At 45.9% G+C, this 13,164-nt stretch carries 11 protein-coding genes and 1 pseudogene; 6 read left to right on the top strand and 6 right to left on the bottom strand.

The features are described 5' to 3' along the window. The first annotated feature begins 180 nt into the window (after window positions 1-180). Window positions 181-2,151 (top strand): replication initiator protein RctB domain-containing protein, encoded by a 1,971-nt coding sequence (locus ACQEXR_RS16660; RefSeq protein ID WP_138973063.1) that lies wholly within the window; start codon window positions 181-183, stop codon window positions 2,149-2,151. 377 nt (window positions 2,152-2,528) lie between these two features. Here ACQEXR_RS16660 and ACQEXR_RS16655 read toward each other — a convergent pair whose 3' ends face one another. Together ACQEXR_RS16655 and ACQEXR_RS16650 are read right to left on the bottom strand one after the other, a co-directional pair. Next, complete coding sequence (locus tag ACQEXR_RS16655; protein WP_427020766.1) at window positions 2,529-3,002, bottom strand: transcriptional regulator; 474 nt, start codon at window positions 3,000-3,002, stop codon at window positions 2,529-2,531. A gap of 188 nt (window positions 3,003-3,190) precedes the next feature. Then, window positions 3,191-6,472, bottom strand: a complete 3,282-nt coding sequence (locus tag ACQEXR_RS16650; protein ID WP_427020776.1) for an Ig-like domain-containing protein — start codon at window positions 6,470-6,472, stop codon at window positions 3,191-3,193. 522 nt (window positions 6,473-6,994) lie between these two features. On the opposite strand from ACQEXR_RS16650, the gene ACQEXR_RS16645 reads away from it, so the two are divergent. The 3 genes from ACQEXR_RS16645 to ACQEXR_RS16635 all read left to right on the top strand — a co-directional run bounded on the left by ACQEXR_RS16645 (window position 6,995) and on the right by ACQEXR_RS16635 (window position 8,376). Then, a complete protein-coding gene (locus tag ACQEXR_RS16645; RefSeq protein WP_138973065.1) occupies window positions 6,995-7,192 on the top strand; it encodes a PA3496 family putative envelope integrity protein in 198 nt (65 codons plus the stop codon). 164 nt (window positions 7,193-7,356) lie between these two features. Next, the gene (locus ACQEXR_RS16640) at window positions 7,357-7,566 is read left to right on the top strand and encodes a DUF3283 family protein (RefSeq protein ID WP_138973066.1); all 210 of its coding nucleotides are present in this window, start codon (window positions 7,357-7,359) and stop codon (window positions 7,564-7,566) included. A gap of 93 nt (window positions 7,567-7,659) precedes the next feature. Beyond that, window positions 7,660-8,376, top strand: coding sequence for a YebC/PmpR family DNA-binding transcriptional regulator (locus tag ACQEXR_RS16635; protein ID WP_138973067.1), 717 nt, complete (start codon window positions 7,660-7,662; stop codon window positions 8,374-8,376). A 41-nt stretch (window positions 8,377-8,417) separates the two neighbouring features. Here ACQEXR_RS16635 and ACQEXR_RS16630 read toward each other — a convergent pair whose 3' ends face one another. Next, complete coding sequence (locus ACQEXR_RS16630) at window positions 8,418-8,654, bottom strand: DUF2798 domain-containing protein (RefSeq protein ID WP_427020765.1); 237 nt, start codon at window positions 8,652-8,654, stop codon at window positions 8,418-8,420. An 83-nt stretch (window positions 8,655-8,737) separates the two neighbouring features. Here ACQEXR_RS16630 and ACQEXR_RS16625 point away from each other — a divergent pair, with 83 nt between their 5' ends. Together ACQEXR_RS16625 and ACQEXR_RS16620 are read left to right on the top strand one after the other, a co-directional pair. Continuing rightward, entirely contained in the window at window positions 8,738-9,643 is a 906-nt protein-coding gene (locus ACQEXR_RS16625; RefSeq protein ID WP_426953296.1) for a LysR family transcriptional regulator, read from the top strand. A gap of 37 nt (window positions 9,644-9,680) precedes the next feature. Next, entirely contained in the window at window positions 9,681-10,412 is a 732-nt protein-coding gene (locus tag ACQEXR_RS16620) for an SDR family oxidoreductase (protein ID WP_138973070.1), read from the top strand. A gap of 171 nt (window positions 10,413-10,583) precedes the next feature. Here the strand turns inward: ACQEXR_RS16620 and ACQEXR_RS16615 are convergent, their stop codons facing one another. From ACQEXR_RS16615 to ACQEXR_RS16605, 3 genes and pseudogenes are all read right to left on the bottom strand, one after another. Continuing rightward, window positions 10,584-11,552: a DUF6708 domain-containing protein gene (locus tag ACQEXR_RS16615; protein ID WP_427020764.1), complete on the bottom strand. Its 969-nt coding sequence runs from the start codon at window positions 11,550-11,552 to the stop codon at window positions 10,584-10,586. Window positions 11,553-11,629: 77 nt separating this feature from the next. Next, a complete protein-coding gene (locus tag ACQEXR_RS16610; protein WP_427020763.1) occupies window positions 11,630-12,589 on the bottom strand; it encodes a DUF6708 domain-containing protein in 960 nt (319 codons plus the stop codon). A gap of 77 nt (window positions 12,590-12,666) precedes the next feature. After that, a pseudogene (locus ACQEXR_RS16605) lies at window positions 12,667-13,164 on the bottom strand (DUF6708 domain-containing protein); the annotation flags it as partial.

Here is a 13,164-nt window from a genome sequence, read left to right as displayed (position 1 = left end):
ACACAATTACTTACAAGCAAATTCTCGCCCAGATCAATAGATCATATAATCAATTAAGATCATATTAATCAAAAAGATCAGTTATTTAAGAGCAACAAGTTTTTCTTTATTTATGATCTTTTTTTCTTTATTCTTTCGGAACTATAGCGATATTACGGCTAGTGTGATACGGATCTAATAATGAGCTCAGAAGAAAAACTACTGATCAAAGCGCCAAGAAGCCACAAAGATGGGCACCTATTTGAAGTGTCGGAAGTCGCGGTTAACTGGATTGAACAATACCAACACTTTAAAGGCGTTACGAAAAGTATCGTTGAACTTCTTAACTTAATCTCTTTACGAGGCTTTAGCAGTAAAGATGGTTTAGTCTCGACTACCGAGCTTATTGATGCCACAGACGGACAAGTCACGCGAGCCGCAATTCAGCAGCGCCTGCGTGCAGCCGTCAATATTGGCTTATTTCAACAAGTTCCAGTTCGGTTCGAAGAAGGACTTGCTGGTAAAACGATGCTGCACCGCTTTGTTAATCCAAACCAATTGATCTCCGTACTCGGCGCCACGAGTCTAGTGACTGAATCCGTCAAACTGAGTGAAAAGCAGAAACGATCAAAAGCGTTAGCTCAAACGCAAGTCAATAAGCGCTTGCTCAATGAGCATGGTTTGAATACGCCACCAGCAATGAAAGATGAAGCGGATCAGTTTGTTGTTTCTCCCACTAACTGGGCTGGCATTATTGACCAGGCGCTAGCGCCACCACGTACGCGAAAAAGTTACCAAAAGAGCATGGTGTCGATCTCTGGTACACGTGCTGTGATCGAAACACGATCTTCTAAGAGCATCATGACCGTTGATGATCTGATGACTTTGTTTGCACTTTTCACGTTAACCGTGCAGTACCATGAGCATCATCAACATCAATACCAGCTAGATGGCACTCATGTACCGAATAAAACGCCGTTGTACATTACCGATATTCTCTCACTACGTGGCAAGAAAGATAGCGGACCGGCACGCGACTCAATTCGCGATAGTATTGATCGCATCGAGTTTACCGACTTTCAGCTACATGAGCTTACAGGTCGATGGCTAAGCGAGAACATGCCAGAAGGCTTTAAGAGCGATCGTTTTAGATTTTTGGCCCGTACCATCACTGCATCGGAAGAAGCCCCTACAGAGGGCGCTGACGGCGAAATACGCATTAAACCGAACCTATACATTCTTGTCTGGGAACCGTCGTTCTACGAAGAGCTGCTTACTCGCGATTATTTTTTCTTGTTCCCGCCTGAGATTCTTAAACAGCACACGCTGGTTTTCCAGTTGTACAGCTACTTCCGAAGCCGTATGTCACGTCGTCATTCTGACGTGATGCTATTGAGTGAGTTAAATCAAAAACTGGCGCGTAACATTGAGTGGCGTCGCTTCTCAATGGATCTGATCCGCGAACTCAAAAAACTGTCAAAAGAGAAGGGGAGTGACGAGCTATTTGTCGTCAACCTTTGGGGTTATCATCTGACGATCTCGGCGATGATCGACAACGACAAAGTCAAAGATTATCAGTTCGATATTAAATGTGATGCCGAAGAAGTGCTCCGCTACTCTCGTGCTCGAACGACGAATGCTGGCAAACGTAATATGGCGCCAACGCTGCCGAACCCACTGCGCAATGAGATGGTGTCTAAACAACAGCTCGAAGAGATGTCGCAGATTATTGATGGCGAGTTCGAGCCTATCCAGCGCAAAGAGCGTGCACCACGCGGAAAACTCGGTCGTCGAGTGAAGCAACGCAAGCACCTAGTAGAGATCAATGCTGATGAAATTACCATTACTCTATCTAAATATACCTCATCAGAGGCTCTAGAACGCTCTATAACAGCTTTAGCGGCGATGACAGGGCATTCCCATAGCTCAATCCAAGAAGAGTGTCTGGAGCTGATTGACAAGCTTGATTTCCTACGCGTAGGTGAACAGGCCGTTCCATACGAAACGTTGAGTAAGATGGTCGAGCTCTACAACAGCCAGAGCGAGAACAAGCATTTATCCATAGAGCGATTAATTGCTGGATTGGCTGTGCGCAGAAAAGTGTGTAAGCAAGTCTTCGAAGGTCATCTGGATGAAACAGTATTTAGAGCCTTGGATGAAGTCGCCGTTTGAGCCAACGACCATCAATGAAAACGATCAAGCCAGCAGATTTCTGCTGGCTTTTTAGTGTTTTCTTACTATCAAAAACACCTTGTTACACTCGACTAACATTAAGACAAAGCTACTACATTCCTCTGACAGAGCACTGACAATGTATCACTTCGAGTTGGATAATATTTATCCCGAATAGACAACCTTTTGTCCTTTCTGATGAATGAGGGATAGGATTATCCCTGATAGATTGGCTCATATTGTTACATTCATTCTGAATATTTTGCGAGTTCTCTGAACTCGCTTTTTTTTTGCCTGAATTTCCACTGCGGCATCTTGAGTTGCGGAGTAATGATCATGCTTCTCCTTGATCATTGATCCGCGTTTTTCGCTCAATCCTAATGAAACGATGATTTACCTTGATCATAGTTCCGATCTTCATTCCATTGCTGTTGTGCCATAAAGCGAACATGGTTTTCGATCAATTGGTGTGATTCTATTTGCCAGCGTGGACTTAGCTGTTGTGTACAGAACTCAAGACTGAGCACGACCAGATTTTGCATTCTTTTCATACACCAATCTTTAAGCTCAAGTTCACTTTGATAGTGGACGACGACTTGCTGAAACTTACTGTAAGCAAATTGTAGGTAATGATAGGCTTTATCGGGTGAACGCTCTCGTTCTTGTTGGAAAAGGCGTAAGCATCCGTCGAGCCAGCACGCGATGGCTTTACTTTGCTGTACGGAAATGAATGGTCCCCAGATTTGATCAGGAGGAGAGAGGATCAGGGATTCTAGCTGGTTACCTTGATCATGCTTTCGATTTTGATACCAGTATTCGATCTGTGTAAGCCAGTTATCTAATGGAGTCATTGTGTGCCAACCTAATGATTTGATCGCTTGCTCATGAACAGTTTGGTGTATGGCAACGCAGATTGGCAAATAACAGAGTTAAATCAGCGAGTAGGGACGCAATAAAAAACAACCCAGCGTTTCTGGCTGGGTTGTGATTATCGTTTGCAGAGGCTTATTTGCTTTGAGCGAAAGCCTTTCTATAAGGATTACTGCGGATTCAAGCCGAGTTTCTCTAACACCAGCTTAAAGTTAGCGCGGCGCTCTTTAACGTTGTGGACATCACCTGTCTCACAGGTTAGGGCAGGGCAACCACGGTTAACGATGCCAGAAATATCATCGATGAACTGGGTTCCATGCATGCCACCATCCACATACTTTTTCAGTTCATTATGGTAGTTCCAGTTGCCGTACTGACCGCTTTCATCCGGGTAATCCTGAACGGATGTTACCCAGTAGAACAGACCTGCAATCCATTTAATTTCCTTGTTCTCTTCCGAGCTACAGATCAAGCCTGGGTTTGAACAGAAATCTAATTCCGCGTACAGCGGGTTCTCTGGTGGCGCTTCTACCGTAACACCATCAATGGTTTGACCAATAGTACTTGGAGCGACATGAGAGCGTCCTAAGTAGTGGTTCAAGGTACCGAAGTTCTGTCGGCCAGTGGTTTGAATGACACCACGCCCCCACCAGCCACAGCCCTGAACACTTTCCTGACTGCTGCCGTCCCAGATAAACTGACCCGCTTTCTGGTCAACGTAGACTTTACAATCGTCACGCTCCCAAACTTGTTTAGAGCCGTCGACTTTATCTGGTACATCGTTACAGTGGCCGTTGTTGGTCCAACGACCAGCAAATCCGTTTACTAGCAGGCCACGCTCTTCCAGTACCGAGTCAGGAGCAGCAAATACCGGAGCTGGCGCACCGTACCATTTGGCGTGAGTCAGAGCACTGACTTCCATCTTATCGTCACGTGGACATGAGTAAGCGTGATCAAGGCCTGAAATTGGGTTAACCCCATAGTCAGCGTATTTCTGGCCGAGCTGACCACAGCTGGCAGACATCGGATAATCCGTTGGCGCTCCATACTTAACTTCAGACCAGTTATTCTCGTCACAGGCGTTGTAACGAATGGTCTCTTGCATACTCTGAGCGAGGAAAGCGGCGATCGCGACCTTGGCGTACTTGATGTTAGTTTGATCATCGACATTGTCATCCAGCAGCCAGAACTTATTACCCGCAACACCTATGTTGTGCATCGCGTTGAGACCTTCGAGGAAGTCCGCCCATTTATATACCGTAGAGGGTACCCACTGGGATTGAGGGGTTTCGTACAAGAAGGCTTCGTTGTCCATCACCTGTTCAGCACTTTCCAGTTCACGGTTTAATGCTTCTAAACGGGTTAACGGGCCGCTTTGCGATGTTTCACCAACGTAGTAGAGCGGTACCTTCGCCTGTTGGTATCCCACGATCTTGCTGGTCAGCTCGCTGCTGTCTTGATCGAACATCAAGGCAAATACATTGCTGTACGCTGCTTTACGAATCTGACGTTCGCTATCGGTCAGACCCATAAAGTAGTTTGCTGCCTGTGAGGTCGGGATCTCAGCCAGCATTGCAGGGGCTTTAACGTAGTCGGTTACCTGTTTGACGTATTCAAGCGCGTTGTGCCATTGCTCACCTGTCAGTGCTGGTGTCTGAGCGGATTTAGTAAAGACAACAAAGTCTGCTTTGTTGGTGTCATCTTGCTGGTAGAGCTCGAATGTTGAAAGCAAATCTGCACTATAAACCGACGCTTCATCCCACACGGATTGTCTGCCTGAGTGACTATCGTGAGCAAACTCACCTATGCTGAGTGACCAGCCAAAGTTAGCCGCAGGTGCAACGCTGGTCAGGATAAGGTTGTGAGCTTGAGCCCAGCCTTTCGCATCGTTGCTTAAGGTATCAATGGCGGCAAGCTCAATCTGGCTTCCTGTTTCAGCGACGGCACTTTTTAGTGCTTGCTGAACCTCAATCGTACCCAACGAAGTCCCTTTATCTGTGGTGGCGATATCGAGGACATCGCTGCGTAGAATTACCGAGCTAGTTCCAGCTTGCTTCGCTTGTTGAATCACGGTAACAAAGGCTTGGGTTAGCGCTTTCGTATCCGCAATTTGATCGCTGTTTATGGTGTCTATCGTCAACGTTGATGGTGTGCTGGTTGATGGACTTGCGACAACAAAGGTGTTTGGCCAGCCTGCAACTTCAAGACGCAGTGGATCCATTGGATTCTGTAGCGAAAGCAATGGTGCAGTGCCCGGCTCTGTGCCATCACAGTTCAAATGCAACGACCACGAGCTATCACTTCCCGGTACTGACTGAGTCCAGTAAACCGCAGAGTAGGCAATGTTGTTGTGAACCATAATATCGCCGCCGCCAGCATGATCACCACGCGTCCAGTCAGGGTAGACATTATATTCTTCACACAAGCCACCAGCAGGCGGAGGTGGCTCTACGGCCGCCTCTTCCACGGTAATGCGAACTGAGGCTGAAGAAGAGAGGTTTTGTGCGTCGGTAGCGACTGCGTTTATTGAAACGTTTCCTGCTTGAAGCGGTTGCCAGTCACAGCTGTAGCTCTCTGCACTCGTGGCATCAAAGCGACAGATCTGTTGGTTGTTTGCTGTGACAATCAGCTTAGCTAAGTCATTATCTGCGTCAGAAGCTTTGAGCGAGATAGCAATGGTATCGCTGAGTTTGACTGCGGTACCGTTTGTCGGTGAAACAAACGAAACTTGAGGCGCGCTAAAATCGTTGTCATCAGTGGCAACGGTTACAGAGAGCGATTGCTGTTCGAGTAATTTGTTGTCTGTATCAAGTACACGAACTTCGATCAAGGCGCTTCCTGATTGCTCAGGTGTCCAAGTGTGAGTGTAAATTGTATTTGCTTGATCGATTGTCTGTTGGGCGATCTTGATCTGGTTGACCCAATACTCCACTTTTGCCGCCTGTTCACCCTCAACTTGAGCCTTGATCGTCGTAGGCTGACTTACCTGTACGGTCTGCCCAGCACTAGGCGCGAGAATGGATAATTCTGTTGGCAGTGGCTCGCCTGGTTCGCCAGAACATTCCGTGACGTCCCAGAACCAGGAATCTGGACTCGGGGTTTCCCATACACCAGGGTTGTTTTTGGCGATATAACATTGCCCATCGTAAGAGACAACATCACCATTGCTTACCTGTGTCTGTCCGGGAATAAATGGCATGATCTCTCCAGGCTCTGGCTGTGGATCGGGATCCGGTTCAGGCTCTGGTGCAGGTTCTCCTGAACATTCGGCAGAGTCCCAAAACCATGAGCTGGCAGTTGGGGTTTCCCACACCCCTGGATTGTTTTTCGCGATGAAACATTCGCCGTTGTAAGAGACCATATCGCCATTCGATACCTGAGTTTCGCCAGGCACAAATGAGATCACTTCCGATGCTTTGGTTTCTGCGGCATAGAGATATCCGCACAACATGACGCTTGATAAGGCTATGGTGACCTTATTTAATCGAATAAAACTGGATTTATTTTTCACTGCTTATTGTTCCTAAATAATAGAAATGACGTCTGGTAAGCGCGCTTCAGCGAGATTAAATCACAGAAAAATTGTCAGATATTTATGATTATTCTGTTGTTGTGATATTCGTTCATGGACTTTATTTCTGTAGCAAATTTTGTTTTAGGTGCCTCTCAAAGGATGAGAAAAGTGGTTCCACTTGGGGGGAAAGATGTGTGAGTGTATTTCTTGTACTGGTAATGAGGAGATAACGGAGTGTGCGGTGAAGAAAAATGAGACCGAGATCGCCCAACTTTCTTTAGGGGTAATCCTTTAAATGTACTGTGAGACTTTTGGTGGAGCAAAAACTATTTATCGAATTAACAGTAAGAATGTAGGAACTATTAGCATAATCACATTCTGAAGCTAAAATTCTTAACAAGGGGTGAGAGGTTTTGCTACAGATTAGCTGTCCCTTGCATGGTTTGTTCGGAGGTTATTATGTCCATTAATTCTATTGACCATGATGAAATGAGTAAAATTGCTGACAAGTGGGACTTCACGGAAGAAGTTGAGTCACAGAAGCCTGTGAAGGGCGTTAAATCCGCAGAAGCTCGTCGTCGTATTGAAGCATTAAGAGAGATTCGAGAAAGCGGTTTAACAATCGAAGAAGCCAAAGAGCTTGGCATCTTGCACTAGTCAGAAACTCTATCACGAATACTTAAGGGTGGCGTAGGAAAGCCACCCTTTATTTTTTCGCTAATTTTTGAGCGATTCCTCTCGCCATAGTGCGATTCTCTCTCTACATTCGCTTTTGGTGTGGTATATTCCCCCTCCATATTTTTACAGATTTGAGCTTTAATATGTCGATCAACCTGTCTAACCTCTCGGCTAGCGAAAAAAACAAGATAGAGCTTGATAAGCAAGCATCGTTTTTGGTTTGGAAACTCCGTGAAGCTAAAGCTGGTCCAGATGAAATCGACCAGACAGCAGCAAAGATCACTGATGACGAAGAACAAGCCTCATTTTTAGAGTCTGTAGCCAAATATAAACGAGTAATGGGTGTGGCATAATCCACTCATTTCCTCAGCAAGTGTCAGAAATTGAAAAGCTCACACGTTTTGCTAAAATCCTTCGCAATAAATTGAACTAGAGAGAACATCCCGATGGGAAGAAGTTTTGAAGTGCGCAAAGCCTCAATGGCAAAAACTGCAGGCGCAAAAATTAAAGTTTATTCCAAATACGGTAAAGAAATTTACATGTGCGCGAAAAACGGTGGCGGAGACCCAGACATGAACTTGTCTCTGAAACACCTAATCGCAAAAGCGAAGAAAGACCAAGTTCCTGCACACGTTATCGAAAAAGCGATCGACAAAGCGAATGGTGGTGGCGGTGAAGACTACGCTCCAGCGCGTTACGAAGGCTTTGGCCCTGGCGGCACTAGCGTAATCGTTGACTGTCTGACAGACAACGGCAACCGTACTTTCCAAGATGTTCGCCAATGTTTCGTTAAAACAGGTGCTAAGATCGGCGTTGAAGGTTCTGTTTCTCACATGTTTGATCACCAAGCTGTATTCCAGTTCAAAGGCGATGACGATGAAGTTATTCTTGAAACGCTAATGATGGAAGACGTAGACGTGACGGATGTTGAGCTTGAAGACGGTGTAATCACTGTATTCGCTCCTCATACAGAGTTCTTTAAGACTAAGACGGCGCTTAACAGTGCATTCCCTGATCTGACAATCGATGTCGAAGAGATCACTTTCGTTCCTCAAACTCACACTCCAGTAGCGGGTGAAGACGCTGAGAAATTCCAGAAGTTCCTTGACCTTCTAGACGATTGTGATGATGTTCAGCAGGTTTACCACAACGCTGAACTGTAATCTTTACCGTTGAAAAAACCGAGCCTTAGTGCTCGGTTTTTTTATGCCTGAGAGGTGGAGGTTTGACCCGTGAGCCAACTAGAAAGTCGGCGAACTTGTGGCAGGACAGTCAGGTTGAGCGTTAACGCAACTGGCCACGCAATAATAAAACTATCGAGCCATATAGCAGGCCATTGGTGATTGAAGCCGAGTTTATACCCAGATACTAGTCCTGACATAATGACCGCCATTGTCAGAGACGATAATAGCGCCGAAACCCAAAATTGTTTGCGATTCATAATTTATGCTCCTGTGCTTGTTGTTTTGCTGTAAATGAGGATATAACTATCCAATAGTGAAAAATATAAGCAGGTTTAGAAGTATGAATTCCATATTTGGAAATATTGATGATCTCTATCTGTTTTGCAGTGTGGTTGAGCAAGGCTCGTTACTCGGTGCTTCCAAGACTTTACACATCCCCGTCTCGACCATGTCACGCCGCTTATCCGCGCTTGAGCAGCGATTAGGGATGCGTTTACTAGAGAAGAAGGGCAGAGAACTGGTTGCGACACAAAGTGGCTTAGAAGCCTTTGAGTCGCTTCGTAGCGGTATGGAGTCGATCGAAAGTGGCTTTAGCCAGATGCTGAGTGAAACTCAAGAAGTCTCTGGCACGATTAAACTGGCCATTCCCCACAATTTCTATCGTGCTTTTGTTGGCGAAGTCGTCGAACAGTTTTTGGTTGATTATCCTAAGGTGATGTTAGATCTGGTGCTCAGTCAGGAACAGGCCGTCCCCCAAACGGATCGCGATCTCCTCATCACTTTCGATTTAGCGGATATGGATGACATGATCGCTAGGCCTTTGTTTACTGCTCATCATGGCTTTTTCGCTAGTCCAGAATATTTGGCGAAAGTAGGGCGAGTGGAAAGCCTCAGTCAGTTAAACCAACTGAATTGGGTCAGTGTTGATCATGTCGTAGATATATCCGTCTACCAGCAGCAGAGTTTGGTCGATGTTCTTCACATCAAGCCCAAGCTGATCGTCAATGACATACTTGCGGTATGCGGTGCAGTTGAAAAAGGGTTAGGTGTTGCCTCGCTGCCGTTTCGACATGTCCACGAGGGAATGAATATGGTGCGAGTGTTACCTCAATACCAGCGCAGCGCTAGGCAAGCGTACTTGGTCTATAAACAGCGACGTTATCAGCCCAAGGCATTGACTCTGTTGGTCGAACGGTTAATGAGTGGGGTGGAGAAAATGCAGCATCCTGAACGTTTTACAGTGTAAAGTCGCCTTTCATAATTAGGGAATAATTGGAGAAACAATGGATAAGGTAGTCATCGTTACAGGAGCAGGACGGGGAATAGGCGCTGAAACGGCAGTATTGCTGGCAAGCCAAGGCTATGCGGTATGCGTCAACTATCTCAGTAATGATTTGCGGGCTAAACAGGTCGTCGACCAAATCCTTGTTGCTGGTGGAGAAGCGTTTTCTTATCAGGCCGACGTTTCCAGCGCAGAGCAAGTATCCGCGATGTTTGAGGCAACCCGTCAACGTTATGGATTGGTGACTCACCTAGTAAACAATGCCGGTATTTTGTTTACTCAGTCTAAGCTTTGCGATATCGAATTAGAGCGTTTTCAAAAGGTTATGCAAACCAACGTAATCAGTTGCTTCCTTTGTTGTAAAGCGTTTATCAATCAACCGGGGAAGAAAAAGGCGATTGTGAACGTCTCTTCGGCTGCCTCACGTTTGGGCGCTCCATTTGAGTATATTGATTATGCGGCCTCCAAAGGGGCAATGGATTCATTAACCAAAGGATTGTCACTTGAGTTAGCAGAGGAAGGGATTCGTGTAAATGGTGTAAGGCCAGGCTGCATTTACACGGAAATGCACGCAGATGGTGGAGAGCCAGATCGTGTTGACCGTCTCGCTTCAAGCCTACCTCTTAAGCGTGGTGGAACGCCTCAGGAAGTGGCACAAGCCATCGCATGGTTGCTATCGGAGGAAGCTTCTTATGTGACTGGGACCTTTATTGAACTCGCTGGTGGCCGCTAATCGTCTTTAGGTTAAAGCATTATCTTTTTATACAGCACGGAAGAGCACTGAGTTCTGCTTGGTGTTTGATATCGATGTTGCAGCAAAAGCGCTATCTGCAATATCAGCGCAAAGAAAATCACCGTATACACATTATCGCCTCTGCTATGGACAGACTGTCGTGAAAAACGTCTAATGCCAATTGCATCGTTTACCTGTCCACTCATGGACCTGTTCTGGCCATTTGTCTTTCAGAGGATTACACCAGAGTGAAAAAAGAGCGGGGCGCATTAAAAATAATATCGGCAGAACTAAGATAAAGCGAATTAAGGCGACAAAGTTGCTGTATCCTTGCTCTCTAGCTTTATCTGTGTTGATGCCCGGAACACGTGGAGTTTTACTGATTTGGTACCACAGTGGCTGTTCGTCTGCCATATAGCGGCGAACATACTCCCAATAACCATACATAGGGGCATGACTGCCCATATGGCGAAGTAAACTGAGATATTGATGGCGTTGACCAGTTAAATCGGCATTGACCGCGTGTTTAGGGTTAAGCCAGAGCATTAACTCATAGCCATCTTTTAACCGCCCGTAGCCCATATGGGTTTTAGCGACAATCACGGATATTTCACACTCTTGCCATGGAATACGATAGAGCACTTTATTGTGCCAAACGTAAACCTCTTGGTTTTGTTTATGAAAGCGTACCGGCATGGCGATGGGCTTAAATAAACTTAAGCCCATACAAATGACGAGAATTGCCAGAACGGTTATATCGACGTAACTGAGTGACCATGTATCTCCAGCGGTGTAAACCATCGAAGTCTTGACAAGCAGCCAGAACAAGGCAAAGAAAATTACTGCAAATATATTTGCTCCTCTGCCATGGACAGACTGAACACGCATATCAAGAAAATCTTTATGGCCACCAGCAGAAAACAGTTCAAAGAATTCACCTAAGTCTTCTTTTTCTCCGGGTTCAGTTGTTTCATGCACCAAAGTTATTTTCTTATTCCCTGGATGAAGCGGCTCTTGTTGCATTAAATGGCCATTAGGGTAGTGATCCACGCCGTGTTGGGTAATATGGAAGTTGGGGGTAAAGCCAAACTCCTCTGGCCCAACCCAATGATTGGGGCCAACTTGTCTAATCTCACTCATGATGGGTTATTCCTCCGCGAACAGCTCAACTGCCGCTCGACTGAGCGGCAGTGCGGATAAACTGTCGTGAAAAACGTCTAATGCCAATTGCATCGTTTACCTGTCCACTCATGGACTTGTTCCGGCCATTTATGTCTCAAAGGATTACACCAGAGTGAAAAAAGAGCGGGGCGGAGTAGAAATAAAATTGGCAAAACCAAGATAAAGCGAATTAAGGCGACAAAGTTGCTATACCCTTGTTCTCTTGCTTTATTCGTGTTCACGCCTGGAACACGTGGCGCTTTACTGATTTCGTACCACAGAGGTTGTTCATCAGCCATATAGCGGCGAACGTATTCCCAATAGCCATATATTGGGGCATGACTGCCCATGTTGTGCAGCAAACTGAGATATTGATGGCGTTGACCAGTTAAATCAGCATTGACCGCGTGTTGAGGGTTAAGCCAGAGCATTAACTCATAGCCATCTTTTAACCGCCCGTAGCCCATATGGGTTTTAGCGACAATCACGGATATTTCACACTCTTGCCATGGAATACGATAGAGCACTTTATTGTGCCAAACGTAAACCTCTTGGTTTTGTTTATGAAAGCGTACCGGCATGGCGATGGGCTTAAATAAACTTAAGCCCATACAAATAGCGAGAATTGCCATTACGGTGATATCGACGTAACTGGGCGACCATGTATCTCCAGCGGTGTAAACCATCGAGGTTTTGATAACCAGCCAGAGCAAGGTAAAAAAAATCACCGCATACACATTATCGCCTCTGCTATGAACAGACCGAACTCGCATATCAATAAACCCTTCATGGCCCCCTGCAGAAAAGCCTTCAAAAAACTCCCCCATATCTTCGGCGTCTTTTCTTCGGTGAACAATGGGAATTTTTTTATTGCCGGGGTTTAATGGCTCTTGCTGAATTAAATGACCATTAGGGTAATGTTCCACACCGTGTTGGGTAATATGGAAGTTGGGAGTAATACCAAAGTCTTCTGGCCCGACCCAATGATTGGGGCCAACTTGTCTAATCTCACTCATGATGGGTTATTCCTCCGCGAACAGCTCGACTGCCGCTCGATTGAGTGGCAGTGCGGATAAACTGTCGTGAAAAACGTCTAATGCCAATTGCATCGTTTACCTGTCCATTCATGGACCTGTTCTGGCCATTTGTCTTTCAGAGGATTACACCATAGTGAAAAAAGAGCGGGGCGGAGTAGAAATAAAATTGGCAAAACCAAGATAAAGCGAATCAATGCGACAAAGTTGCTGTATCCTTGCTCTCTAGCTTTATCTGTGTTGATGCCCGGAACACGTGGAGTTTTACTGATTTGGTACCACAGAGGTTGTTCATCAGCCATGTAGCGGCGAACGTATTCCCAATAGCCATACATAGGGGCATGACTGCCCATGTTGTGCAGCAAACTGAGATATTGATGGCGTTGACCAGTTAAATCAGCATTGACCGCGTGTTGAGGGTTAAGCCAGAGCATTAACTCATAGCCATCTTTTAACCGCCCGTAGCCCATATGGGTTTTAGCGACAATCACGGATATTTCACACTCTTGCCACGGAATACGATAGAGCACTTTATTGTGCCATACGTAAACCTCTTG

This window comes from Vibrio sp. TRT 2004, assembly GCF_050113735.1.
Lineage (GTDB): Bacteria > Pseudomonadota > Gammaproteobacteria > Enterobacterales > Vibrionaceae > Vibrio.
The sequence above is the reverse complement of the archived record's forward strand: the minus strand, read 5'-3'. Positions and strand labels throughout refer to the sequence as shown.